The organism is Actinacidiphila glaucinigra (genome assembly GCF_035918135.1).
In the GTDB taxonomy this organism is placed as follows: Bacteria; Actinomycetota; Actinomycetes; order Streptomycetales; family Streptomycetaceae; genus Actinacidiphila; species Actinacidiphila glaucinigra.
The window spans coordinates 4639547-4664898 of record NZ_CP109144.1 but is presented as its reverse complement, the minus strand read 5'-3'; the positions used below and the strand labels follow the sequence as shown (position 1 = coordinate 4664898).

Annotated in this window: 24 protein-coding genes and 1 tRNA gene; 10 read left to right on the top strand and 15 right to left on the bottom strand. The window is 71.0% G+C overall.

Features of this window, described 5'->3' with window-relative positions; all coding sequences use genetic code 11:
- Positions 1-7 precede the first annotated feature (7 nt).
- Together OIE69_RS20845 and OIE69_RS20840 are read left to right on the top strand one after the other, a co-directional pair.
- The gene (locus tag OIE69_RS20845) at positions 8-2476 is read left to right on the top strand and encodes a SpoIIE family protein phosphatase (protein WP_326573730.1); all 2469 of its coding nucleotides are present in this window, start codon (positions 8-10) and stop codon (positions 2474-2476) included.
- Positions 2477-2533: 57 nt separating this feature from the next.
- Positions 2534-2971, top strand: coding sequence for a MarR family winged helix-turn-helix transcriptional regulator (locus OIE69_RS20840; protein ID WP_326573728.1), 438 nt, complete (start codon positions 2534-2536; stop codon positions 2969-2971).
- Between the two features lie 27 nt (positions 2972-2998).
- Here OIE69_RS20840 and OIE69_RS20835 read toward each other — a convergent pair whose 3' ends face one another.
- On the bottom strand, positions 2999-3388 hold the full coding sequence (locus OIE69_RS20835; RefSeq protein ID WP_326573726.1) for a winged helix-turn-helix transcriptional regulator: 390 nt from the start codon (positions 3386-3388) through the stop codon (positions 2999-3001).
- Between the two features lie 114 nt (positions 3389-3502).
- Here OIE69_RS20835 and OIE69_RS20830 point away from each other — a divergent pair, with 114 nt between their 5' ends.
- Entirely contained in the window at positions 3503-4117 is a 615-nt protein-coding gene (locus OIE69_RS20830; protein WP_326573724.1) for an FMN-dependent NADH-azoreductase, read from the top strand.
- Positions 4118-4215: 98 nt separating this feature from the next.
- On the opposite strand, the gene OIE69_RS20825 is transcribed toward OIE69_RS20830, so the two are convergent.
- On the bottom strand, positions 4216-4791 hold the full coding sequence (locus OIE69_RS20825) for a TerD family protein (RefSeq protein ID WP_089227558.1): 576 nt from the start codon (positions 4789-4791) through the stop codon (positions 4216-4218).
- 160 nt (positions 4792-4951) lie between these two features.
- Between OIE69_RS20825 and OIE69_RS20820 the strand changes: the two genes are divergently transcribed.
- Complete coding sequence (locus OIE69_RS20820) at positions 4952-5473, top strand: MarR family winged helix-turn-helix transcriptional regulator (RefSeq protein WP_326573721.1); 522 nt, start codon at positions 4952-4954, stop codon at positions 5471-5473.
- Positions 5474-5523: 50 nt separating this feature from the next.
- Here the strand turns inward: OIE69_RS20820 and OIE69_RS20815 are convergent, their stop codons facing one another.
- The 7 genes from OIE69_RS20815 to OIE69_RS20785 form a co-directional block, all read right to left on the bottom strand.
- The gene (locus tag OIE69_RS20815; RefSeq protein WP_326573719.1) at positions 5524-6240 is read right to left on the bottom strand and encodes a hypothetical protein; all 717 of its coding nucleotides are present in this window, start codon (positions 6238-6240) and stop codon (positions 5524-5526) included.
- Positions 6241-6256: 16 nt separating this feature from the next.
- Positions 6257-6802 carry a SigE family RNA polymerase sigma factor gene (locus tag OIE69_RS20810; RefSeq protein ID WP_326573717.1) on the bottom strand — a complete coding sequence of 182 codons (546 nt, stop codon included), beginning with the start codon at positions 6800-6802 and terminating at the stop codon, positions 6257-6259.
- 148 nt (positions 6803-6950) lie between these two features.
- Complete coding sequence (locus tag OIE69_RS20805) at positions 6951-8216, bottom strand: ABC transporter permease (RefSeq protein ID WP_326573715.1); 1266 nt, start codon at positions 8214-8216, stop codon at positions 6951-6953.
- The gene (locus OIE69_RS20800) at positions 8213-8953 is read right to left on the bottom strand and encodes an ABC transporter ATP-binding protein (RefSeq protein WP_326573713.1); all 741 of its coding nucleotides are present in this window, start codon (positions 8951-8953) and stop codon (positions 8213-8215) included. Before OIE69_RS20800 ends, OIE69_RS20805 begins: the two co-directional genes overlap by 4 nt.
- Entirely contained in the window at positions 8950-10419 is a 1470-nt protein-coding gene (locus OIE69_RS20795; protein ID WP_326573711.1) for a peptidoglycan-binding domain-containing protein, read from the bottom strand. Before OIE69_RS20795 ends, OIE69_RS20800 begins: the two co-directional genes overlap by 4 nt.
- Positions 10416-11360 carry a hypothetical protein gene (locus tag OIE69_RS20790; protein ID WP_326573710.1) on the bottom strand — a complete coding sequence of 315 codons (945 nt, stop codon included), beginning with the start codon at positions 11358-11360 and terminating at the stop codon, positions 10416-10418. Before OIE69_RS20790 ends, OIE69_RS20795 begins: the two co-directional genes overlap by 4 nt.
- Positions 11361-12028: 668 nt before the next feature.
- Positions 12029-12112, bottom strand: a tRNA-Leu gene (locus OIE69_RS20785).
- Between the two features lie 364 nt (positions 12113-12476).
- Between OIE69_RS20785 and OIE69_RS20780 the strand changes: the two genes are divergently transcribed.
- The 6 genes from OIE69_RS20780 (at position 12477) to pknB (ending at position 20491) form a co-directional block, all read left to right on the top strand.
- On the top strand, positions 12477-13310 hold the full coding sequence (locus tag OIE69_RS20780; RefSeq protein WP_326573708.1) for a DUF3662 and FHA domain-containing protein: 834 nt from the start codon (positions 12477-12479) through the stop codon (positions 13308-13310).
- 10 nt (positions 13311-13320) lie between these two features.
- Positions 13321-13845, top strand: a complete 525-nt coding sequence (locus OIE69_RS20775) for an FHA domain-containing protein FhaB/FipA (RefSeq protein ID WP_089229103.1) — start codon at positions 13321-13323, stop codon at positions 13843-13845.
- A 57-nt stretch (positions 13846-13902) separates the two neighbouring features.
- Complete coding sequence (locus OIE69_RS20770; RefSeq protein WP_326581304.1) at positions 13903-15453, top strand: PP2C family protein-serine/threonine phosphatase; 1551 nt, start codon at positions 13903-13905, stop codon at positions 15451-15453.
- A 28-nt stretch (positions 15454-15481) separates the two neighbouring features.
- Positions 15482-16894, top strand: a complete 1413-nt coding sequence (locus OIE69_RS20765) for an FtsW/RodA/SpoVE family cell cycle protein (RefSeq protein WP_326573705.1) — start codon at positions 15482-15484, stop codon at positions 16892-16894.
- The gene (locus tag OIE69_RS20760) at positions 16891-18351 is read left to right on the top strand and encodes a peptidoglycan D,D-transpeptidase FtsI family protein (RefSeq protein WP_326573703.1); all 1461 of its coding nucleotides are present in this window, start codon (positions 16891-16893) and stop codon (positions 18349-18351) included. The genes OIE69_RS20765 and OIE69_RS20760 overlap by 4 nt, the downstream gene beginning before the upstream one ends.
- Positions 18352-18502: 151 nt before the next feature.
- Positions 18503-20491 (top strand): Stk1 family PASTA domain-containing Ser/Thr kinase, encoded by a 1989-nt coding sequence (gene pknB, locus OIE69_RS20755; RefSeq protein ID WP_326573701.1) that lies wholly within the window; start codon positions 18503-18505, stop codon positions 20489-20491.
- A gap of 185 nt (positions 20492-20676) precedes the next feature.
- On the opposite strand, the gene OIE69_RS20750 is transcribed toward pknB, so the two are convergent.
- From OIE69_RS20750 to OIE69_RS20725, 6 genes are read right to left on the bottom strand one after another with little or no spacing between them, the layout of a single operon-like run.
- Positions 20677-21399, bottom strand: a complete 723-nt coding sequence (locus tag OIE69_RS20750; protein ID WP_392567542.1) for a class E sortase — start codon at positions 21397-21399, stop codon at positions 20677-20679.
- 34 nt (positions 21400-21433) lie between these two features.
- Positions 21434-22939: a class E sortase gene (locus tag OIE69_RS20745; protein WP_326573699.1), complete on the bottom strand. Its 1506-nt coding sequence runs from the start codon at positions 22937-22939 to the stop codon at positions 21434-21436.
- Between the two features lie 4 nt (positions 22940-22943).
- Entirely contained in the window at positions 22944-23579 is a 636-nt protein-coding gene (locus OIE69_RS20740; protein ID WP_326573697.1) for an aminodeoxychorismate/anthranilate synthase component II, read from the bottom strand.
- Positions 23576-23752 carry a hypothetical protein gene (locus tag OIE69_RS20735; RefSeq protein ID WP_326573695.1) on the bottom strand — a complete coding sequence of 59 codons (177 nt, stop codon included), beginning with the start codon at positions 23750-23752 and terminating at the stop codon, positions 23576-23578. Before OIE69_RS20735 ends, OIE69_RS20740 begins: the two co-directional genes overlap by 4 nt.
- Before the next feature lie 41 nt (positions 23753-23793).
- Entirely contained in the window at positions 23794-24525 is a 732-nt protein-coding gene (locus OIE69_RS20730; protein ID WP_326581300.1) for a class E sortase, read from the bottom strand.
- Between the two features lie 2 nt (positions 24526-24527).
- Positions 24528-25295 (bottom strand): DUF881 domain-containing protein, encoded by a 768-nt coding sequence (locus OIE69_RS20725; protein ID WP_392567541.1) that lies wholly within the window; start codon positions 25293-25295, stop codon positions 24528-24530.
- Positions 25296-25352 lie beyond the last annotated feature (57 nt).

Here is a 25352-nt window from a genome sequence, read left to right as displayed (position 1 = left end):
GGACGAGATGACCAGGCTTCCCACGACCACGACCCCGCTCGCAGCCACCGGCGTCTCCGCGCTCGTGCGCCTCGCCGTGCTCTGCGTCGGTCCCGACGGCGACGTCTCGTACTGGAACCGCGGTGCCGAGGAGCTCTTCGGCCACCGCTGGGAGGGCGTGTTCGGCCGGCCGGCGGCCGGCCTGCTGCCGCACACCGCGGGCCGGCACCCGGGCGAGCAGGACGCCCTGGAGGTGCTGGACGACCTCACCCGGTCCGCCTGGGCCGGCGCGCTGCCCACCACCGACCGCGACGGCGGCGTCAAGGACGTGGTGTGGTGGTCCTACCGGATCATGGAGCCGGCCGGCCGGAGCCTGCTGGTGATCGCCGCCAACGCCCGTCCGCTGCGCGACACCGGGCCGCGCCTCGCGCTCGGCGACCACCTGCTGCCCTACACCGCCGACGGCACCGCCGCCCGCGGCGCCGTCCGCATCACCCCGCGCCTCGCCCCGGTCGCGGACCCCGCGCACGCCGAGCACCTGACCGGCCGGCTGGGCTCGGTGCTGCCCCGGGTCAGCGCGGGCCGGCTGGACCGGATCGTCCGCCAGATCGTGCCCCTGGGCTACCCGGCGGTGGAGGTCGACGGCACGGTGCTGCTCCCGGTGCTCCCCGAGGAGTACGGCACGACCGTGGCCCCGCACCCCGAGAACCCCGCCACCGGCCGCACCGCCCGCCCCACCCGGCCCGCCCCGCACCCGGAGCTGCTGCCGGGCCCGCGCGCCGACGTCCCGGCGCCGGCGCCGGTCCCCGTGGCCGCCCCCAGCCCCTCGCTCGCCCCGGGCCACGTACTGGACGAGCAGCTGGCCCTGCTGCGGGAGACCGGGGCGAAGGTGGGCACGACCCTCGACCTGGAGACGACCGCCCGCGAGCTGTGCGCCGTCACCGTGCCGCGCTTCGCCGACTTCGCCGCCGTCCTCGTCGTCGACCAGTTGTTCTCCGACACCGAGCCGCCGAAGGACGACCTGTCCGGGGACACGATCATCGCCCGCCGGGTCGCCGTGGCCCACACCGACACCACCCCCGGACCCTGGGCGGCCGCCCTGCCGGAGGGCGAGCTGATCCCGCTGCCGGCCGACTCCACCCCACGGCTGGGCGAGCCGCTGCTCGTACCGGTGATAGACCCCGCGCTCGCCCGGGACATCGCGCTCGACCTGGGTGTCCCCGGGCTCGGCCCGTTACTTCCCGAGCGGTCGATGGTCGTCGTACCGCTCACCGCGCGCGGCACCGTACTGGGGCGGATGTGCTTCCTGCGCCACCCCGGGCGCCGTCCCTTCGACGCCAAGGACGCCGCGACCGCCGCCGAGGTCGCCGCCCGGGGCGCCGTGCACCTGGACAACGCCCGGCTGCACCGGCTGGAGTCGCGCGCCGCCGCGACCTTGCAGCGCAGCATGATGCCGACCCGCCCGCCCCGTATCCCCGGGGTGCGGATCGCCCACCACTACATGCCCGGTGACCGCCAGGCCCAGGTCGGCGGCGACTGGTTCGACGCCATCCAGCTGCCCGGCGGGCGCGTGGCGCTGATCGTCGGCGACGTCATGGGCCACGGTCTGCTGTCGGCGGCCGTGATGGGCCAGTTCCGCACCTCCGTGATCACGATGGCCGCGCTCGACCTGCCGCCCGCGCAGCTGCTGCGGCACCTGGACAACCTCGCCCACCGCCTCGGCGCCGAGCACCTCGCGACGTGCGTGTACGCGGTCTACGACCCGATCCACCGCTCCCTGACACTGGCCAACGCGGGCCACATCCCTCCCGTACTGGCCCGGCACGACGGCCGCAGCGAACTGCTGCAGATCCCCAAGGGCGCCCCGATCGGCGTCGGCGGCGTGCCCTTCGAGACGGTCGAGATCCCGGTCCCGGACGGCAGTTGGCTGGTCCTGTGCACCGACGGCCTGGTCGAGGTACGCGGCCAGGGGATAGACGCCGGCCTGGCGGCGCTGTGCTCCAACGTCATCGAGCCGCAGCAGACCCCCGAGGACGTCTGCGAGCAGATCCTCAGCCGTGTCCACTCCGACGACCGCCGCGACGACGTGGCGCTGCTGGTCGCCAACTTCCAGGGCATCCCGCCCGAGGACGTCGCCGAGTGGCAGCTGGCGATGGACCTCTCCGACGTCCGGCGGGCCCGCGCGCTCACCCGCGAGCAGTTGGCTCGGTGGGGGCTGCAGGGGCTCAGCGACCTGACCGAGCTGCTGGTCAGCGAGCTGGTGACCAACGCGCTGCGGGTCGGCTCGCACGAGGTGTCGCTACGGCTGATGCGGGTCGGCAAGCTGCTGGTCGAGGTCAGCGACGACGATCACAACCTGCCGCAGCTGCGCCGCGCGGACGCCGACGACGAGGAGGGCCGGGGCCTGGCCCTGGTCAGCAACCTCTCCCGGCGCTGGGGCACCAGCCGCAAGGCGGTCGGCAAGGTCGTCTGGTTCGAGCTGGCGCTGCCCGGCTGACCAGAGGGGGTGAATCGGCGGAAACCGCCCCTGTCCACCCAGATGTAACCTACAAGTATGCAGGCCGGGAAAGACGCCTCCGTCGAGACGATCCATCGCGAGATGACCGCGTTCGCCCGCCGGGCACGCGCCGCGGCGGCCCGCATGCACCCGAAGCTGTCCCTGGTCGCGTACACACTGCTGGCCCACATGAGCGAGCGCCGGGACTGCCGGGCCACGGACCTGGCGCAGGCGTTCCTGCTCGACAAGTCGACGGTCAGCCGCCAGATCGCCACCCTGGAGCGGCTGGGCCTCGTCGAGCGGCGCCCCGACCCCGCCGACCACCGCGTCCAGGTGCTGCTGCCGACCACGGCGGGCGCGGCCGTGCTCGCGGAAGCGACCCGCGCGGCGCGGCGCACCGTGTGCGGGCGGCTGGCGGACTGGGACGACACGGACCTGGCGCGGTTCGCCGCCTACCTGACGCGCTACAACGACGCCGCCAGGCAGCAGGGCTGACCGGGAGTCAGCCGGACGCCACCGCCCTCAGCGGCAGGCTTCGGCGCCCTCGGTGCAGGCGGCGGCACCGTCGGGGAGGTACTTCTCGGCCCACGACCCCAGCTCCCCCAGGGCCGGTCCGAGCGCCTCGCCCGCCTCGGTGAGCCGGTAGCTCACCCGCAGCGGGGGCCCGGGATCCACCTCGCGGACGACGATGCCCGCCTCGGCCAGCTCCGTGAGCCGGTCGGAGAGCATCCGTTCGCTGATCTTGGGGATGGCCCGGCGCAGCTCGACGAAGTACGCCGGCCGCTGCGTGAGGACGGCCACGATCAGGCCGCTCCAGCGCTTGCCGAGGATCCCGAAGACGCGGGTGAGCCCGACGTCGACCTTGGCGCACGGCTCCGCGTCGTGCGCGGCCGGCTCAGTCCCCTGTCCCATGAGCACAAGGGTACCCGGCATGTCGTCACGTGCTGCAGAAAAGTAAGGTCCTGTGGTACCAATAGCTGCGTACGAATTTTTCACTCCGAACTTTACGGAAGTGGAGGCACCCCCATGCCCACGCTGCTGCACATCGACTCGTCCATCTGGCCCTCCGAGACCTCCGCGTCCCGGGACGTGGCGAACTCCTTCCGCAAGGAGTGGGAGGCCCAGCACCCGGGCGGCGTCGTGATCTACCGCGACCTGAACGCCGAGCCCGTGCCGCACCTGGACGCGACCCACTACGTGGCCGGAGCCGAGCACCCGCTGCGCGGCGAGCTGGCCGACGAACTCGAACGGGCCGACGCCCTGCTGATCAGCGCGCCGATGTACAACTTCTCGATCCCCAGCACCCTCAAGGCCTGGCTCGACCAGGTGATCATCCTGGGCCGGACCGCGGGCGAGCAGCCCACCGCCGCGGACACCCCGGTCGTCGTGGTGGCCAGCCGCGGCGGCGGCTACGGCCCCGGCACCCCTCGCGAGGACTACGAGTTCGTGACCAGCTACCTGGAGAAGGTCCTCCAGGGCTGCCTCGGCATCACGAACGTCGAGTTCATCGTCCCCGAGCTCACCCTGGCCCGCGCGGTCCCGGCGATGTCAGGCCTCATCGAGGCTTCCGACCTCTCGCGGACCAAGGCCCACGAGCAGGCCGCCGCCAAGGCCAAGGAGCTCGCGGCGCGCGTCGCCTGACCCCCGTCGCGACCGCCCGGAAACGCGCCGGGGCCGCGTGGCGTGCGCCACGCGGCCCCCGCGTCGTATCTGCCCGTGCGGCCGGGCGTACGGCTACCTCACAGGTTGACGCCGAAGTCCTGCGCGATACCGCGCAGGCCCGAGGCGTAACCCTGGCCGACGGCGCGGAACTTCCACTCGGCGCCGTTGCGGTACAGCTCGCCGAAGACCATCGCCGTCTCCGTCGAGGCGTCCTCGGACAGGTCGTAGCGGGCGAGCTCGTTGTTGTCGGCCTGGTTCACCACGCGGATGAAGGCGTTGCGCACCTGGCCGAACGACTGCTGGCGGGTCTCGGCGTCGTAGATCGACACCGGGAAGACGATCTTCTCGACCTCGGCCGGCACGGTGACCAGGTTCACCTTCACCTGCTCGTCGTCGCCCTCGCCCTCGCCGGTGAGGTTGTCGCCGGTGTGCTCCACCGAGCCCTCCGGGCTCTTCAGGTTGTTGAAGAACACGAAGTGCTTGTCGGAGACGACCTTGCTCTCGGCGTTGACCAGAAGCGCGCTCGCGTCGAGGTCGAAGTCGGTACCCGTGGTCGTACGGACGTCCCAGCCCAGACCGACGGTGACCGCGGTCAGTCCCGGGGCCTCCTTCGTCAGCGAGACATTGCCGCCCTTGGAAAGGCTGACACCCATGGGATCTCCCTGCTCATTCCGGCGCGGGCCGCGCCCCTTGACGATTCCTTTGCCCAATGGCTCAACGGATCTCCCGGGGCGCGGGTTCCCGGCGCCGCACCGGTTCACCTGAGTGTCGTACACACCCGTACGACGGCCGCGGGGGCGGTAGAAAGGACGCATGGCCACCGGCTCCCGCGCATCGTCCGACTCCCCCTCCGACGCCGACGACCCCGGGAGCACCGCCGAGGAGATGGTCAGTGCCCTGCTGACCGCGTCCCGGCTCCTCGTCGCGGTCTCCGCCCGCTCACTCGCCGCGGTGGAGGAGGCGCTGACCCTGCCCCAACTGCGCATGCTGGTCGTCCTCGAGAGCCACGGGGCGCTGAACCTCTCGCAGCTCGCCGCGGAACTGGGCGTCCAGCCCTCCACGGCGCTGCGCATGCTGGACCGCCTCGTGGCGGTCGACATGGTCGCGCGCGGCGCCTCCCCCACCGACCGGCGCACGACGGTCATCTCGCTGACGGCGACCGGGCGGCGCACCGTGAACGACGTCACGGAGCGCCGCCGGGCCGAGATCGCCCGCATCGTCGACGCCATGCCCCCGGGGCAGCGCCGCCACCTCGTCCAGGCCCTCCAGGCCTTCGCCGAGGCCGGGGGCGAGCCCCCCGTCGGCGAGCAGGACGCCCGTCACGTCGGCTGGTGAACCGCGCGCCGGCGTACGCGACACCGGCGGCGGCCTCGGCGGCCGGGCGGTCACCCCTGGTCGGTCGAGACTCCCAGCAGGGTCAGCACCTTCGACACTGTCACGAGCGTCAGCTGCGACGGTTTCTTCAGACAGACGTCGATCTTCATGTCCGGGCCCTGTGCGGAGCCGGGCGACCTGCCGTGCGCCCGGCCCGTCATCTGGCGGTCGCCGCCGACAGCACGGCAGTTCCCGTCGGCGGGGACGGGGACCCCCAGAGCCAACGACCCGGCGTCGCCGGTCCTGTTCGCGTCACCGCTCAGGAACGTGATCAGCACACCGTCCTCGTCCAGCCCGGCGAGAGGCGGGCACGCGGTCAGCACGGCATCGGTGATGCTGGGACACGTGCCGTCTCCCGGTGCGCGAAGCTTCTGGGACGACACGAAACCGGCCGCGGCCCCGTGGTCGTCCCTGACGGACAGACTGTGCCAGGTCGCCGGCAGGTACACGGTCACCCCCTCCAGGGGATCCTCCAGGCGCACCTTCGCGAATCCCTGATCCACCGTGGGGGCGGCGGCCGGTACGGCGCGGCGTTCCGGGCCGAAGGCCGCCGGCGAGAGGACGGTCGCGACGACGGCGCATCCCACGGCGAGCACCGAGGCGGTCGCGGCCAGCCGCCTGCGCCGCCTGCGCTGCCGAATCCGCCGCCTGACCTGCGCCATACGGTCGGAGGGCAGGGCCAGCTGGGGCAGGATGCGTTCCAGGAGGACCGGGAGATCCCGCTCCATCTCCCGAGGCTCCCTCTCAGGCTCGCTGCGCATGCCGCTCACCGCTTTCCACCGGGCCGGGAGCGGACGCCAGCCGAGCGCGCAGCATGGCCAGCGCCTTCAACGTGTGACTCCTGACCGTGCCGGGCCGGCAGCCCAGCACTCGTGCGGTCTCCTCCACACTCAGGTCCTCGAAATAGCGCAATACGACCACGGCCCGCTGCCGAGGCGGCAGCAGCCGCACGACGTCCGACAAGGACTGCTCCAGGTCCACGGAGGCGAAGTCGTCGACGGCCCCCGCACCAGGGCCCGCCAGCGTCGCCAGACGATCGTGTGCGTGGGGTACCTCGCCGCGCCAGCGCCGCTGCCACCACGACAGATGCGTGTTGACCAGGGCCTTGCGAACGTACGCCTCCGGATTCCCGTCGGCGATGGACTCCCATTTCGGCCAGACCTTCGCCAGTACCGTCTGCAGCAGGTCCTCCGCCAGGTGCGCGTCGCCCGTGAGCAGCCAGGCGACCTTGAGCAGCCGCTGGCCGCGCGCGGAAACGAACTCCTCGAAATCCGCCTCCGCGCCGTTCACTGTGTCGTCCCCGCCATCGTGTTCTCGTTCCGCTTGCCATCGCCACTTCCGTCTTCATCGACAAGGCGCTCCGCCCGACTTCCGCAGGCCTGTGGTCCTGCACGCCTCAAGGGGTCGGGCAACGTCGCATAACGTCATCGAGTGGGCCTTACGAGGGGGCACGGAGGGCGTCGACGGGTTCCATGCGGGCGGCGCGCAGTGAGGGGTAGAGGCCGGCCAGCAGCCCGACGAGGGCGCCGGCCACCGGGGCTCCGAGGGCCAGGCGGAGGTCGAGGACGGGTGTCCAGTGCTTCACGGCCGCCACGGAGACGACGACCACCACGCCGAGAGCCGCGCCGACGATGCCGCCGAGGAGCCCGATGGTGGTGGACTCCGCCAGGAACTGCCCGGCCACCTGATGTCTGGACGCGCCAAGAGCGCGCCGTAGCCCGATCTCGCCGATCCGTTCCATGACGGTGACGAGCGTGACGTTGGCGATGCCGATGGCCCCCACGACCAGCGAGACCAGCCCGAGCACCAGGAAGAGGCCGTTGACGTCACCCTCGACGCCCTTCCTCGCCTTGGAAAGGTCCGGCGGCGCGGTCACGGTGAGCGCCTCCTCGTGTCCGGGGGCGAGCGCGATCGGGGCCTGCCGGGCGACCTGCCGGGCCGCGCCGAGCGAGGTGTTGACCAGGACGCGGGTCACGTCCTTCAGCCCCATCCGGTCCGCCGCCGTGGTCGGCGGCAGGATCACCGAGGCGGACAGCCGCGTCTCGCGCCGGAATCCGCCGAGGACGCCGATCACCGTGTACGACTGGCCCTTGAAGAAGACGGCGGGGGCGTCCCGCACGTCGTCGATGCCGAGCAGCCGTGCGGCCTGGTCGCCGAGGACGGCGACCCGGTCGTGGCGTGCGACGTCACCGGTGTCGAAGAAGCGGCCGCTGGCCATCGTGCCCCGGACGGCCTCCGGCAGTCCGGCGGTGGCCGCGACGACCGCCAGGGTCTGCTCGGTCAGCGCGCCGGGGGCGACCACGTCGTTCGCCCGTACCTGGACGTTCGCGCTGCCCTCGGAGTCGCACAGCGCGGCGGCGGACTCCACTCCCGCGAGCCGCTCGACGGCGTCGACACCGGACCACTCGACCAGTGTGGAATCGGTGGATCCCGACGGCGGAGCGGGCACGGCGACGGTCACGGAGGTGGCGGTGAGGGCGTCGAAGCGGCCGACGATCTGGTTCGCCGCCGTGGACGCCACGCCGATCGTGATGACCAGGGTGCCGATGCCCAGCACCGTGCCCAAGGTGGTCAGTGCCGAGCGCACCGGGCGGGCGAGCACCCCGGCCAGCGACTCCGACCACAGGTCCCGCGGGTCCATCCACGGACGCTCGTGCCCGTCCCGGCGCCGGACCCGGTGGACGCGGTGGACGCCGGTGGTCATGCGCTCTCCTGACTGAGCCGGCCGTCGCGGATCCGCACCCGTCTGCTCGCGCGCCCGCTGACGGCGTCGTCGTGCGTGATCACGAGCAACGTCATGCCCTGGGCCTGCAGTTCGTCGAAGAGCGCCAGCACGGATTCGGTGTTCTCGCTGTCGAGGTTGCCGGTCGGCTCGTCGCACAGCAGCATGGCGGGCTCGCCCATCAGGGCGCGGGCGATGGCCACCCGCTGCCGTTCGCCGCCGGAGAGCCGTCCCGGCAGGAAGCCGAAGCGGTGCGCGAGGCCCACCCGGGTCAGCGCGGCCCGGGCCCGCTCGGCCCGGGTGCGGCGCCCGCGGCCCGGGCGAGGCGCCCGGTAGGTCTCGGCGAGCATGACGTTCTCGTCGACCGTCCGGTACGGCAGCAGGTGGAAGGACTGGAACACGAACCCGATGCGGCTGCCCCGCAGCGCGGTCCGCTCCCGGTCGCCCAGGGCGTTGGTCAGCACCCCGTCCAGCCAGTAGCTGCCCGAGGTGGGCCGGTCCAGCAGGCCCAGGGTGTTGAGCAGCGTGGACTTCCCCGACCCCGAAGGACCGACGATCGACAGATGCTCCCCCCTCCTGACCTCCAGGTGCACGTCGCGCAGCGCGTGCACCGGAGGGTCGGCGTCGAACACCCGGCCCAGGCCGCTGAGCCGGATCACGGTGCCCGCGTCCGGCGCCTGTTCAGGGGCCGGGCGGGGCGGTACGGGTCTGAGCCTCACCGTCCGACCACCACCTGGTCGCCCTCGTCCAGCGAACCGCCGTCCGCCCTCACCTCGACCTGCCCGGCGGCCGACAGCCCCACGGTGACGGGTACGTTCACGACACCGCCGTCGCGCTGCACCCGCACCCGCGCCCTGCCGTCCGCGCTGGTGTGCACCGCGGCCACCGGCACCACCAGGACGGCGCCCTTCGAGGTGCCCACCTCGATGGTCACCTTGGCGGTGCCGCCTGACTGGTTCTTCAAGGGGCCGGGGTCGGGAACCGAGATCACCAGTTGCACCGGAGCAGACGGGTCGGCGCCGGCATCGGGCTCGGACCCGGCCTCGTCCTCCTCCTTCGCTTCCTTCTCCTCTCCGCTGGTGCCGTCCGCGTCCTCTCCGGCATCCGCCTGCGGTCCGGTGCCGCCGACCTCCGCCACGACGCCGCGCACACGGGTGCCGTCCGCCGTCTCGATCCGGGCCTCCATTCCCTCGCGCAGCACGGCGCCGTCGGCCCCGGGCACGACGGCCCGCACCACCACGTCGGAGCTGGTCACGGTGGCGACCTCGCCGTCCGGGGTGTCACCGAGGCGCACCTTGACCTTGTCGACCCGGACCGGCAGTTCGGGCAGGAAGACGACCTCCCCCGCCGGGACCTCGGTGCCGTAGGTGGCGGTGAACGCGCTCAGCGCCGCGTTGGCCCGGTCCAGCTGCTGCCGCGCGGCGCGCTGTTCGAGGGCGGACGCCTCACCGGAGACCGGCGGGCCCGACGCTCCGGAACCGCCCTTGCCGCCCTCGCCCCCGCCGTCGCTCCCCGCGTCGGCTCCGCCGCCCCGCGCCGCGAGGACCGCGCGCTGCGCGTCGGTGACGGCGGCCTCCAGGTCGCCCAGCTGCTGCTGGTCGGCGACCCCGGGCTGCTGCGCCCGGAACCCCTTGCCCTGATACCAGCGGCCCACCGCCGACGCGGTGCCCTGCCGGTAGTTCCCGCTGACGGCCCCCGGATCGTGCCCGATCCGGCGCAGCGCACTCTGCAACTGCCGGACGTCGTCTCCCGAACTGCTCGGGCCGAGGGCCCGGTACATCGGGACCGAGCCGCGCAGCACGAACACCGGACGGCCGTTCACCTGCATCAGCACGCTGCCCTCGCGCAGCGTGGCACCGGCCTGCGGAAGCTTGGTGACCCGCTGGGCCGCCTCGGCGTCCCCGGAACCGCCCGCGGACCCGACGGACCCGGACAGCGACACCCCGTGCGGTGCCCCGAACTCCACACCGCCCTGCGCGATCACGGTCGCGGTCAGTTTCCGGTGCTCCACGGCGACGGTGACCGGACCCGCCTCAGGCGGCCGGCGCGAGGCGGCGGCGTCGGCCGGCGACTGCATCTGCGTACCGGCGAACCAGCCGCCCGCGCCGACGAGCGCGACCACGCCCACGATCGTCCCGACCTGCCTGCCGCGCCCCCTCGGGCCGCCCGGCGGACGCCGGCTCATCCGGTCATCCCGGAGAAGGGGTGCTTGGCCAGCTTGGGGAAGTACGCGGCGCGGAAGTTCTTGCCGCACTCCAGGTCCTTCAGCGCGATCCCGATCTCCTGAGTGAGCTTCGCCCGGCCTTCTTCCTCGTCCATGTTCTGGACACCGCTCGACGGCGTCAGCGAGACCGTCGCGAACTTCACCATGTCCCCGATGGCGGTCGGCTGGGTCGTCGTCACGGCGATGCCCTCGTCGCGCAGGCAGGAGGCGAACTGCTGCGCCAAGGAGATCAACTGGGGATCCCCGTTCAGCGCCTGCTTCGCGGCACGGTCCTGCTCCTCGTTCTCGGCACGCTCACGGTCGAGCTGGGCCTGGGACTTCTCCGGCCCGTAGCCCTTCTCGATCCCCTCCTTGACGCACCCCGGAAGCATCACCTTCTTCCCGCTGGCGAGTTGCTTCGCGGTGCCCATGGCCTTGTCGTAGGCCTTCCGCTGTGCCGGGGACAACGCGTCGAGGTAGGCCCTGTCCGGGTTGGTGTCCTGAGCCTCGTGGGCCTTGCTGCCGGCAACCGTCGGGTCGTCCGGGTAGACAGCCGGCGCGAAGAAGCCGAAGCCGAACTTCTCCCGGTACTTCTTCGCCAGCTCGTAGTCCTGCCCGTCGACCGGGATTTCGGCGGCTCCCACGCCCGACACATGCGGGGTGTAGGTGAAGCCCTTCTTCCGCATGCACGCGGCAGTGGCGTTCTCCGACACGTAGATCTGCCTGGTGCCCTCGTCGGCTCCCTCGGGAACGGCCAGTTCACCGTTGGCGGCGGCCTTCGAGGACGGCGCGCGATCACCCGGGCCGGCGGCCGCGGCGGGCGCGGCGGAGCCGCCGTCGCCCTGGGAACATCCGGCGAGCACCAGCACACCGGCTGCCGCCGCCACCGGCCAGAAAGCGCTCGCAATGCGTATGTGAGCCATGTCGTTCCATCACTTCGATCTCAGGGATCACACGCTGCTGTGCACTCCGTCGATGTCCTGAACCCGGTAACCACTCCCGACGGCATAGCCGCCGCCCATGATGTGACCCACATCACGAAGCGGGTCGTCCCGCGGCGCCGCGGAGTCCGGCGTCACAGGTCAAGCCGGCCGGCCTCGACGCACCGGGCGGCGTCCGCTTCACCGCCCGAGCAGGACAGGCGCAGTTGCGGCGCGCCGTCACGACGCCCGCCACGGGCGCTTTGCCCGATCGCGTCGCAAAAAAGAGCAAAGCTCAGGATACGTATCGACCTCGCCGCGCATTCCCACCAGGGACCGGGGCCCGTCGGGTTCGCGGCCGTCCACGGCTGTCGTCCGCCGGACAGTGGACCTGGATCCGCTCGGGCGGGGCCGCCGGCGCGGACCGGGCCCATCGACACCAGGACATCAATCGGACATCTCAAGCCGGCCGCCCGAGCACCCAAGATCACTCTTCGACAACTCTTCTGCACCGCCCGCACCGCCGGACCCGTGCGGCTAGGCAACGCCCGGCCGTCCCCGAGCTGAAGCCCCGGTTACGCACCCGCCGGCGACCGGCCGCCGCAACACGCAAAACGGGCCCCCGACTGCGACTTTCGTCACTGCCGGGAGCCCGTCTCGGTACTCCGCTGTGCGCGAGGGGGGAGTTGAACCCCCACGCCCTTTCGGGCACTGGAACCTGAATCCAGCGCGTCTGCCTATTCCGCCACCCGCGCATGGGTGTTGTCTTCTGGTGTCCTTCACACCTTGGGGTCTTCCCCGTCCGGTGCGTCGGCGCCTTCCGACATCGAGAACATTAGCACGCTGCTCAGGGTGGAATCACATCCGTTTCCGGGCACCCCCGAGCGAGGGGAACCGTCCTCTGTTGCGGGACACTGGCAGGGGCCGCCTCTACCATCCCTGTGGGGGAGCGGCCGCGGACCGTGGCACTGTTGACACCGGTCCCCCGGGACCATCCGGGGAACCAGCGGTTTTCCCAGTGCGTGGATACGATCAGTAAGCAGTACCGGAAGGATCGGACCGGAAGATCACGGCGGACCGCCGTGCGCGACCGCAGGACCTCGAGGAGGGAGGTGCACCGTGGGAGTACTCAAGAAGTTCGAGCAGCGTCTCGAGGGCTTCGTGAACGGCACCTTCGCCAAGGTGTTCAAGTCCGAGGTCCAGCCCGTGGAGATCGCGGGTGCCCTGCAGCGTGAGTGCGACAACAACGCGACGATCTGGAACCGGGACCGCACCGTCGTCCCCAACGACTTCATCGTCGAGCTCAGCACCTCCGACTACGAGCGCCTGAGCCCGTACGCCGCCCAGCTCGGCGAGGAGCTCGCCGGCATGGTGCGCGACTACGCCAAGCAGCAGCGCTACACCTTCATGGGCAACATCAAGGTGAACCTGGAGAAGGCCGACGACCTCGACACCGGCCTGTACCGGGTGCGCAGCCGCACCCTCGCCTCCAGCGAGTCCCAGCAGCAGCAGTACCAGCAGCAACAGCAGCCCCCTGCCGGCCGCGGTGGCTACGGCTACCCGCAGCGCCCCGCGGGGCCGCCGCCGATGCCGGCCGGTCCGCCCGCCGGCGCCGCGCCGGTCACCCGACTCCCCGGAGGAGGCCCCACGGCCCCCGGTGGCGCGGGCATGAACGTACGCCGCTGGGTCGAGATCAACGGCACACGCCACCAGATCTCGCGTCCGACCCTGGTCCTCGGCCGCAGCACCGAGGCCGACGTCCGGGTCGACGACCCCGGTGTGTCCCGCCGCCACTGCGAGATCAGGGCGGGATCGCCCTCCACGGTCGTGGACCTCGGGTCCACGAACGGCATCGTGGTGGACGGACAGCACACTCAGCGCGCTACGCTCCGCGACGGTTCACGGATCGTCGTGGGCAGTACCACCATCGTGTACCGGCAAGCCGAAGGGTGAAGCGGGGGCAATGTCAGAGCTGACCCTCACGGTCATGCGGTTGGGTTTCCTCGCCGTACTGTGGCTGTTCGTCATCGTGGCCGTGCAGGTCATCCGCAGCGACCTGTTCGGGACCCGGGTGACCCAGCGCGCGGCCGGGCGCCGCGAGGCCCAGACGCGTCCTCCGCAGCAGCGCCAGCAGGCGGCGCAGGCTGCGCAGGGCCGTCAGCAGCAGAACAACAACAACCGGGCCCGGCGCGGCGCCCCCACCAAGCTGGTGGTCTCCGAGGGCTCGCTCGCGGGCACCACGGTCGCGCTCCAGGGCCAGACGATCACCTTGGGCCGGGCGCACGATTCCACGATCGTGCTCGACGACGACTATGCGTCCAGCCGTCATGCCAGGATCTACCCGGACCGCGACGGCAACTGGATCGTCGAGGACCTGGGATCCACCAACGGCACGTTCATGGACCGGAACCGGCTCACCACGCCGACCCCGATCCCGCTCGGTGCGCCGATCCGCATCGGCAAGACCGTCATCGAGCTGCGGAAGTAGTCGCACAATGGGCGAGCACAGCCAGCGAGCGCGAGCGAGAGGGTGGGCAGCGTGCGGATGTACCCGGAGCCGACGGGCGAGGTGCGCATGACTCTGTCGCTGCGCTTCGCCGCCGGCTCGCACAAGGGAATGATCCGGGAGGGCAACGAGGACTCCGGCTACGCCGGCCCCCGGCTGCTCGCCATCGCCGACGGCATGGGCGGCCAGGCCGCCGGTGAGGTCGCCTCCTCCGAGGTGATCTCCACCCTCGTCCCCCTCGACGACGACATCCCCGGCTCGGACATCCTCACCTCGCTCGCCACCGCCGTGCAGCGTGCCAACGACCAGCTGCGCGTCATGGTCGAGGAGGACCCGCAGCTGGAGGGCATGGGCACCACGCTCACCGCCCTGCTCTGGACCGGCCAGCGGCTCGGTCTGGTGCACGTCGGCGACTCCCGCGCGTACCTGCTGCGCGACGGCGTGCTCACCCAGATCACCCAGGACCACACCTGGGTGCAGCGGCTCGTCGACGAGGGCCGGATCACCGAGGAGGAGGCCGGCACGCACCCGCAGCGCTCGCTGCTGATGCGCGCCCTGGACGGCCGCGGCCAGGTCGAGCCCGACCTGTCGATCCGCGAGGTCCGGGCCGGCGACCGCTACCTGATCTGCTCCGACGGCCTGTCCGGCGTCGTCAGCCACCAGACCCTCGAGGACACCCTCGCCGGGTACCAGGCGCCCGCCGAGACCGTGCAGGAGCTGATCCAGCTCGCTCTGCGCGGCGGCGGCCCCGACAACATCACGTGCATCGTCGCCGACGTCCTGGACATCGACGACGGCGACACCCTGGCCGCGCAGCTGCACGACACGCCCGTCGTCGTGGGCGCCGTCGCCGACAGCCGGCACCACCTGCCGGTGTCCGACCCGCGGCACCTGCAGACCCCGGCCGGCCGTGCCTCCGAGCTCGGCCGCCCCCCGGCCCCCGAGGGTTCCTTCGGCCCGCCCGGCAGCGGGAACCCGCAGGTCGGCGCCCAGGTGGACGGCTTCGGCGCGTTCGAGGACGAGGAGCTGGACAAGCCCCGCAAGCGCGGCCGGTGGCTCAAGCGCTCACTGGTCCTGCTGGTCGTACTCGGTGTCGTCGGCGGCGGCCTGTACGGCGCGTACCGCTGGACCCAGACGCAGTACTACGTGGGCGTCAAGGGCGACCACGCGGCGATCTACCAGGGCATCGAGCAGAAGCTGGCCTGGGTCAACCTGTCGAAGGTCCACGAGGACCGCCCCGGTATCGAACTCAAGTACCTGCCGCAGAACCAGCGCAAGTACGTCACGGCCACGATCGCCGCCAGCGACCTCGCCGACGCGCGCAGGACCGCGGACGAGCTCGAGCACCAGGCGAAGGTCTGCCAGACCAACGAAGCCATCGACAAGTCCAAGGCAGCGGCGGCGGAGAAGGCCAAGAAGGACGAGCAGAAGGGCGCCGACACCGCCACCGGCAAGACCACCGGCAGCCCGTCCTCGGACGCGTCCGGCTCCCCCAAGCCCAGCACGACCCCCTCCGGCAGCCCGTCGACCAGCCCCAGCCTCTCCGACGAGGACCAGTCGCTGGCCCAACAGTGCCCGACCGGCAACTAGCAGTGAGCAGGAGGGGCGTCAGTCCAGCATGAGCGTTGTCACCAACACCACGACCATCACGTCGGTCGGCGCACCGAGCCGCCGCAACACGGAGCTCGCGCTCCTGGTCTTCGCGGTCCTGATCCCGGTCTTCGCGTACGCGAACGTCGGGCTGGCGACGACTGACGAGCTGCCCTCGGGCATGCTCGGCTACGGTCTCGGGCTTGCCGCGCTGGCCGGAGTGGCGCACCTGACGGTGCGCAAGTTCGCGCCCTACGCAGACCCCCTGCTGCTTCCGCTGGTGACCCTGCTCAACGGCATGGGCCTCGTCTTCATCTGGCGGCTCGACCAGTCCCCCCGGCTCCACCAGCGTGCCGAGGCCCTGTTCGGGTCCTTCAGCCCGGACACCCCGAAGCAGCTGCTGTACTCGGCCGTGGGTGTCGCCCTGTTCGTCGCGGTGCTGGTCTTCCTCAAGGACCACCGGATCCTGCAGCGCTACACCTACATCTCGATGGTGGTGGCGCTGATACTGCTGATCCTGCCGATGTTCTTCCCGGCGGTGAACGGCGCAAAGATCTGGATCAGCATCCCCGGCGTCGGCACGATCCAGCCCGGTGAGTTCGCGAAGATCATCATCGCGATCTTCTTCTCCGGCTACCTGATGGTGAAGCGGGACGCGCTGGCCCTCGCCAGCCGCCGCTTCATGGGCCTGTACCTGCCACGCGGCCGCGACCTCGGCCCGATCCTGGTGATCTGGGGCCTGAGTATCCTGATCCTGGTCTTCGAGACCGACCTCGGTACCTCACTGCTCTTCTTCGGCCTCTTCGTCGTGATGCTGTACGTCGCCACCGAGCGCACCAGCTGGATCGTCTTCGGTCTGCTGATGTCCGGCGTCGGCGCCGTCGGCGTGGCCACCTTCGAGCCCCACGTCCAGGAGCGCGTCGACGCCTGGCTGGACCCGTTCGCGGCCTTCAAGGACGGCACGAGCGACCAGGTCGCCCAGGCCCTGATGTCCTTCGGCTCCGGCGGGATCCTCGGCACCGGCCTCGGCCAGGGCAACTCCGACCTGATCGGCTTCGCCGCCAACTCCGACTTCATCCTCGCCACCGTCGGCGAGGAGCTGGGGCTGGCGGGCCTGATGGCCTTCCTGCTGGTCTACGGGCTGATCGTGGAGCGGGGCGTCCGCACCGCGCTGGCCGCCCGTGACCCCTTCGGGAAGCTGCTGGCGATCGGCCTGTCCGGCGCCTTCGCGCTCCAGGTCTTCGTCGTCGCCGGCGGCGTCATGGGCCTCATCCCGCTGACCGGTATGACGATGCCGTTCGTCGCGGCCGGCGGCTCGTCGGTGATCGCCAACTGGGCCCTCGTGGGCATCCTACTGCGGATCAGCGACACCGCACGCAGGCCCGCCCCGGCCCCCACATCCCCCGATGCCGAACCGACCCAGGTGGTGCGCGTCCAGTGAACAAGCCCCTGCGACGGGTGGCCATCTTCTGCGGCCTGCTCGTCCTCGCCATGCTCGTCCGGGCGAACTACCTCCAGTTCGTGCAGGCCGACGAGCTCAAGACCAACACCCACAACCGCCGCGTCGCGATCAACCAGTACGCCACCCCGCGCGGCGACATACTCGTCGACGGCAAGGCGATCACCGGCCACACCGAGACCAACGGCAGCGACTTCAAGTACAAGGCCACCTTCAAGGACGGCCCGCTGTGGGCGCCGGTCACCGGCTACGCCTCCCAGGCCTTCGGCTCCACCCAACTCGAGTCGATCTACGACTCGATCCTCACCGGCGACGACGACCGGCTCTTCTTCAAGCGCACTGTCGACATTCTGTCCGGCAAGGAGAAGCAGGGCGGCGACGTCGTCACGACGCTGAACGGCGCGGCACAGCGGGCCGCCTTCAAGGGCCTGGGGAACAAGAAGGGCGCGGTCGCCGCGATCGACCCGCGGACCGGCGCCATCCTGGCTCTGGCCAGCACGCCCTCGTACGACCCCTCCTCCTTCGCCGGCAACTCGGAGAAGGACAGCAAGGCCTGGAACGCGCTGCAGAAGGAGAACGACCCCGACGAGCCCATGCTCAACCGGGCGCTGCGCCAGGCCTACCCGCCGGGCTCGACGTTCAAGGTCGTCACTGCGGCCGCGGCGTTGCAGGACGGGCTGTACGACAGCATCGACGAGCCGACCGACTCCGAGGTGCCGTACATCCTCCCGGACACCAACCAGGAACTGAAGAACGAGGGCGGCATCGCCTGCAAGAACGTCTCCCTGAGGGAGGCCCTGCGAGTCTCGTGCAACTCCGTCTTCGGCAAGCTCGGGGCGACGCTCGGCCGCGACAAGATGGTCGAGGAGGCCGAGAAGTTCGGCTTCAACAAGGAGCAGTTCATCCCGGTCCGCGTCGCGGCGAGCAACTTCTCCACCAAGATGGACAAGCCGCAGACGGCCCTGTCCTCCATCGGCCAGTTCGAGACCGCCGCCACCCCGCTGCAGATGGCGATGGTGGCTTCGGCGATCGCCAACGACGGCAAGCTGATGCAGCCGTACATGGTCGACAAGTTGCAAGCCCCCAACAACACCGTGGTCGAGCACACCAAGGCCGAGGAGCTCTCGCAGCCGCTCAGCGCTGACAACGCGCGAAAGCTGCAGGAGATGATGGAGACCGTCGTCACCGAGGGCACCGGCAAGAATGCCCAGATCCCCGGCGTCACCGTCGGTGGCAAGACCGGTACCGCCCAGCACGGCGTGGACAACAGTGAAAAGCCTTACGCGTGGTTCATCTCATACGCGAAGACCGACAATGGCTCCCCGGTCGCCGTCGCCGTCGTGGTCGAGGACGCCAGCGCGAACCGCGGCGACATCTCCGGTGGCGGCTTCGCCGCGCCGATCGCCAAGAGCGTCATGGAGGCCGTGCTGAACAAGTGAGGCCGGTCACACCGTATCCATGAATGTGCGCTAAGTCGCACGTCGCGATACCGGTCGTATATCGGCTACCGGCGAGGACCGGGATCGGCACGCGGCGGCGGGTACGGTATGCCCGAGCAGCCACACGGACGGTTTAGGAAGGGCAAGCGCTATGGAAGAGCCGCGTCGCCTCGGCGGCCGGTACGAGCTGGGCTCGGTGCTCGGCCGTGGTGGCATGGCCGAGGTGTACATCGCCCATGACACCCGGCTCGGCCGCACCGTCGCCGTGAAGACGCTCCGGGTGGACCTCGCCCGCGATCCGTCCTTCCAGGCCCGGTTCCGCCGTGAGGCCCAGTCGGCCGCCTCGCTGAACCACCCGTCGATCGTCGCCGTGTACGACACCGGTGAGGACTACGTCGACGGGGTCTCCATCCCGTACATCGTCATGGAGTACGTGGACGGGTCCACCCTGCGCGAGCTGCTCCACTCCGGCCGCAAGCTGCTGCCGGAGCGGTCCCTGGAGATGACCATCGGCATCCTCCAGGCCCTGGAGTACAGCCACCGGTCCGGCATCGTGCACCGCGACATCAAGCCCGCGAACGTGATGCTGACCCGGAACGGTCAGGTCAAGGTCATGGACTTCGGCATCGCCCGCGCGATGGGCGACTCCGGCATGACCATGACGCAGACCGCGGCCGTGATCGGCACCGCCCAGTACCTCTCCCCGGAGCAGGCCAAGGGCGAGAGCGTCGACGCGCGCTCCGACCTGTACTCCGCCGGCTGCCTGCTGTACGAGCTGCTCACCGTGCGACCGCCCTTCGTCGGCGACTCCCCGGTGGCGGTGGCGTACCAGCACGTGCGCGAGGAGCCGCAGCCGCCGAGCGTCTACGACCCCGAGGTCTCGCCCGCGATGGACGCCATCGTGCTCAAGGCGCTGACCAAGGACCCGGACTACCGCTACCAGTCCGCCGACGAGATGCGCGCCGACATCGAGGCCTGCCTCGACGGCCAGCCCGTGGCCGCCACGGTCGCCCTGGGCTCCGTCGGCTACAACGGCGGCGGTTACGGCGGCTACGGCAACGACGCCCCCACCACGGCCCTCCCGCCCCAGCAGGACGCCGGCACCTCGATGCTGCCGCCCATGCGCGACGACGACGGCGGCTTTGGCTACGACCAGCCCCAGGGGGGCAGCGGCCGGCGCAAGCCGAAGAAGAGCAACACCTCCACGATCCTGCTGGTCGTCGCGGCCGTCCTGGTCCTGATCGGCGCGATCTTCATGGGCAAGGCGATGTTCGGCGGCGGCAACGGCGGTGACGGCACGGTGTCCGTCCCGCAGTTCGTCGGCGAGACCAAGTCCGAGGCAGAGACGAAGGCGGCGAACGGTGAGGTCACCATCGCGTTCGGCGATCCGATCTTCTGTGCCGACCAGCCCAAGGACCGCGTCTGCAAGCAGTCGGCCGAGGCCAACAGCAAGATCCCCAAGGACCAGACCGTCACCCTGCAGCTCTCCAAGGGCACCGAGAAGGTGGACGTCCCGGACGTCACCGGTGACTCCTTCGACGACGCCGAGAGCGAGCTGAAGGACGCGGGCTTCGAGGTCGACAAGCAGTCCCAGACCTCCAGCGAGGACGAGGGCACGGTCCTCAAGCAGGACCCCAAGGGCGGCGCGAAGCGCGCCAAGGGCACGACGATCACGCTGACCGTGGCCGTGGCGCCCGAAGAGGTCACGATCAGGGACGTGAGCAACAAGAGCGAGGCGGAGGCCACGCAGATCCTCCGGGCGGACGGCCTGAAGGTGACCAGCACCGAAGAGGAGTCCGCCGACCACGCCCAGGGCACGGTCATCCGGACCGACCCGACGGCCGGGAGCACGATCAAGGCGGGCGAGACGGTCACCCTGATCATCGCGAAGCCGCCCTCCACCAACGCGATGCCCCCCGTGGAGGGCAAAACGGTCGCGGAGGTCAACGGCATCGCGCAGGAACTCGGCATGACGCTGCAGTTGGCCCCCGGCTCGTCGCAGGACCCGAACGCCATCGTCCGGCAGCAGAACCCGCGGCCGGGCACCCCGGTGAAGCCGGGTGACGTCCTGACGGTCTTCGCCCCGGACCAGAACGGCGGCAACAACGGCGGCGGCTTCATCAACGGAGGCGGCGGCTGACGCAGCCGCTCACCACGCTGACGAAGCGGGGAGGCGGTCACCACGGTGACCGCCTCCCCGCTTCATTGCCGCCGGAGAACCGGGCCCTCGAACACACTGGGGAACGGAAAAGGGGCCGCGGACATCGAGTCCGCGGCCCCTTCCGTTCGCTTCGACCCCCACCCGGGCGGGGGCCCTGTACCGCCTCAGCCCAGCTCCGCCGGAGGCGTCCGCTTGGCGTCCACCTTCTGGGTGCGGACGAGTTCGGCCCACACGATGTAGCGGTCGCGCGAGGTGTAGACCGGGGTGCAGGTGGTGAGCGTGAGGTAGCGGCCGGCCTTCTTCTTGCCGCTCTCCTTCGGGATCTGGTCGATGACCTCGACGTTGAACTTCGAGGTCTCGGGGAGCACCTTGTAGACCTTGTAGACGTACCAGGTGTCGCGGTCCTCGAAGACGACCGGGTCGCCGTCCTTGATCTTGTGGATGTTGTGGAACTTGGCGCCGTGGCCGTCGCGGTGCGCGGCGAGCGTGAAGTTGCCCTTCTTGTCCCAGGGCATGGCCGACTCGACGGGGTCGGTGTAGTAGCCGGCGACGCCCTCGTTGAGCACCTTCGTGGTGGTGCCCTTCGTCACCAGGACCTCGTAGTCCTTGCCCATGGCGGGGACGTGGAGGAAGCCGATGCCGCCCTTGGTGTCGAGCTTGCCCGGGGCGCTGTCGGCCCACTGGCGCCTCACGGCGTCGCTGTCGTGCTTGGCGGCACGGTCGGCCAGGACGTTCGTCCACCACAGTGAGTAGACGACGAAGAGCCCCAGGATCACGCCCGCGGTGATGAGGAGTTCACCGATCAGGCTGACGGTGGCGGCGAACCACGAGAGGCGGCGCCGGGTCGGCACGGCCTCCCGGGCGCGGTCATGCTGCGTGGTCGTCACCACTTGCCCCGATCTGTGTGCGTCCGTACCTGGCCTACTCGACCAGGGCGTCCGGCTTGCCCTTGCTGCGCGGCCGTTCCTCGACCATCTTGCCCCAGACGATCAACCGGAACTTACTGGTGAACTCCGGTGTGCACGTGGTCAGTGTGATGTAGCGGCCGGGCTTGGTGAAGCCCGATCCGACGGGGATCGGCTTGATCACCGAGATGTTGGAGGGCGGGGTGGAGGGCAGCATGCTCGTGACCTCGTACGTGTAGTACGTGCTCTCGGTCTCGACCACGACCTTGTCCCCCGCCACCAGCTTGTTGACGTAGCGGAACGGTTCGCCGTGGGTGTTGCGGTGCGCGGCGAGGGAGAAGTTGCCCTTCTTGTCCCAGGGCATGGCCGTCTCCAGCTCACCGGAGTAGTGGCCGATCATGCCCTTGTCGAGCACCTTGTGCTTGTCGATGCCCTCGGCGATCGGCGCCTTCACGTCCAGCTTGGGGATGTACATGATCGCGAAGCCCTGCCCGGGGGTGAAGGCGCCGGGGTCGCGGTTCGGCCCCTTCTCGCCCTCCCACTGCTTCTGCAGGTTGCTGGCGGCGCCGCCGGCCTGCTGGTGGGCGAGGACGTTGGTCCACCACAGCTGGTAGGTGACGAAGAGCAGCATCAGCACGCCCAGGGTGATGAACACCTCGCCGGCGACCCTGCTGGCGATCACCGCGGGACTCTCCTTGGCCGCGCGCGCGGCGCGCCGGGCCTCCAGCCGGGACCTCGGGGCGGCCGGGGTAGACGCCATGGGGGCCGTGGCGGCCTCTGTGGCGGCCTGGGAGGCCGCGGAGGGACCGGAACGCCTCCGTCCCCTGCCGCCGCGCCGTGCGGCCTCCTGGGCCGCTTTCCGGCGGGCGGCGCGGCCGCCGCCCTCGGGCGCCAGGGCATCGGGGGACGATTGCGGGGTCTCCTCCCGATCCAGGTCCCGATCCAGGTCCCGCTCGCGCTCCCGCTCGGCCTCCCGCCCGCGTTCGGCCTCCGGCCCGGTCACCGCGGGCATCGCCATGGTGTCGCCGGGCGCGCCCGCCACCCGTCGGCGCGCGGCGGCCCGCTCCTCGACGGTGAGGGGGCGCCGGACGGGCCTGGCCCCCTCGGCGTACGGCTGCTCGGCCGGCCCTCTGTGCCGGGGGCGCGGCTCGGGCGGCTCCTCGGGACCCGGCGCGGACACGGGCGACGGGGCGGGCCACGGGTCGGCCGGCGGCGCCTCGTAGGCGGGCCGCACGGGCCCCTGGAAGCCCTGCTCGTACGTCCGCCGACGCGGGACCGAGGCCTGGGGTGCGACCGGCTGCGCGGTCGCGGGCGGGGTCATGGTGGGCTCCGCGGCGGGCTCCGTGAGCGACGCCGCAGTGGGCTCCGCGGCGGGCTCCGCGGCGGGCTCCGTGGCGGCTTCCTGCGCGGGCGGAGCCGCGTGCCGAGCGGTGTTGGGCAGCGGGTCGCTGAGCGGATCGGCCAACTGCTCCACCGCGGCGGCGAATTCGGCGGTGTCACCGAAGTGCCGATGCGCGGTCACGCAGTCACGCCCTGGTTCCGACCACAGGCGCGAGGCCCGCGGAACGCTTGACGGCTCCCTTGTCGCCGCATTCCACCAGCCAGTTGGCGAGCATCCGGTGCCCCCATTCGGTGAGCACCGACTCGGGGTGGAACTGGACGCCCTCCACCCGGGCGCTGCGGTGCCGCAGTCCCATGATGATGCCGTTCTCCGTCCAGGAGGTGATCTCCAACTCCTCCGGCACCGTGTCCCGTTCGACCGCCAGCGAGTGGTAGCGGGTCGCGGTGAACGGCGTCGGCAGCCCGGCGAAGACCCCGCGGCCCTCGTGGGTCACCAGGGAGGTCTTGCCGTGCAGCAGTTCCGGCGCCCGGTCCACCACGCCGCCGTACGCGACCGCCATGGACTGCAGTCCGAGGCAGACGCCGAAGACCGGCACGTCGGTGGCGGCGCAGTGGCGCACCATGTCGACGCAGACGCCGGCCTCCTCGGGGGTGCCGGGGCCGGGCGAGAGCAGGACGCCGTCGAAGCCGTCCTGGGCGTGGGAGAGCTCCACCTGGTCGTTGCGGAGCACCTCGCACTCGGCGCCCAGCTGGTACAGGTACTGGACCAGGTTGAAGACGAAGCTGTCGTAGTTGTCCACGACGAGGATGCGCGCGCTCATCGGCCGGCCGGCATCCCCTCGTCGACGGTGACGTCCCCGAACGGCAGCAACGGCTCCGCCCACGGGAAGACGTACTGGAACAGCACGTAGACAGCGGCGACGACCAGCACCAGCGAAAGGAGTGCCCTCACCCACACGTTGCCCGGCAGATGCCGCCAGATCCAGCCGTACATGCGCCGCCTTCCTGCCTTCCGTGCCCGTGCCTCGCCCAAGATTAGCCCGACAAGCCCTCCGGCATACCGTCCTCCACGGCCTGGGTGGATTCCAGGTGCCCCCAGGTGATGAGCCGGTGGCTGTGGCCCCACTCGGGATCGCAGGTGGTCAGGGTCAGATAGCGGCCCGGAACGGTGTATCCGGACTTCTCCGGGACGGGATCGATCACAGCGACGTCGGTGGGGACCGTGCGGTAGGGTGCGCGGTCGATCTCGTAGGTGTACCAGGTGCGCCCGTCGGTCAGGACCACCTCGTCGCCCTTGCGCAGCCTGGGGAAGTCCTTGAACGGGTCGCCGTAGGTGCGGCGGTGGCCGGCGACGGCGAAGTTGCCCACGGCGCCGAGCCGGGCGGTGTTCGCATAGTGGCCGAGGCCCTTCTTCAGGGTGCCGGTGCCCGTCCCCTCCAGCACCGGCTTGTGCCAGGAGCGCCCCAGCCGCGGGACGTACATCACCGCGAAGGCCCTGCCGTCCCGGTAGGGCGCCGCGGACGGCGCCGACGGCGCGGGCCGGCGGGAAGCGGAGGCCGAGGGGGAGGGACCGTCCGTGCCCCCGGGGGGCGGGTCGGCCATGGAGACGGGCCCGGTCGCCCAGCGGTCCTCCAGCCGGTCGATCTCCCCGTCCATCGCGCGGTCCGCCCGCACGCCGGTCCAGAACAGCACGTAGCAGACGAAGAGCACGATCAACGCGCCCACGGTGATGCACAACTCGCTCAGTGTCCGCACCACCAGGCGCATGCTCACCCCACAGGCTTGGCGTACCGCAGATCCACTGTGCCGGAGTAGCCGGGAAGAGTCACCCGTCGGTCGTCCTCGACTTTCCAGCCGAGCCCGTAGGCCTGGACGTACTGCAGGTAGTTCTGGATCGCGGGGCTGGCGTCCAGCGCCCTGTGCAGCTTCTCCTGGTCTCCGACGGCCGTGATGGTGTACGGCGGGGAGTAGACGCGGCCCTGCAGGATGAGGGTGTTGCCGACGCAGCGCACCGCGCTGGTGGAGATCAGCCGCTGGTCCATCACCCTGATGCCGGAGGCGCCACCCGCCCACAGGGCGTTGACCACGGCCTGCAGGTCCTGCTGGTGGATGACGAGGTCGTTCGGCTGCGGGTCCGGCACGCCCGGGACGAGCGGGGTCGCGTCCGGCGGCGCGTCGTTCAGGGTGACGGAGACGGCGGGACCGGTGAGCTTGACGGTTCCGGCCTCGGCGCCGAGCCGCGCCAGCTGCTTCCGGGCGGCGTCGCTGACGCCGCTGTCCGTGTGGGCGAGTCCGTCGACGTCCTTGCGCACCCCGGCGAGCTCGTTGTCCAGTTGCTCGTTCTGGCGGCTCTTCTCCTGGACGCGGTCCGACAGGCGCAGCAGCGGGTCGTCGGTGCGGATGTCCAGGCCCTTGGCGGTGTCGAAACTCATCCAGAACAGCAGACCGGCCATGGCGAACACCCCGGCGCTGAGCACACGAAGCACCACAGACCGGGCGGATCGGCGGGCTGGGGAGAGGTCAACCGGATTGCTCACCGTAGCCTTATCTCCTTCCAACCCGAGGAAGCACTACGCTAACGGACGCCCGGAGAC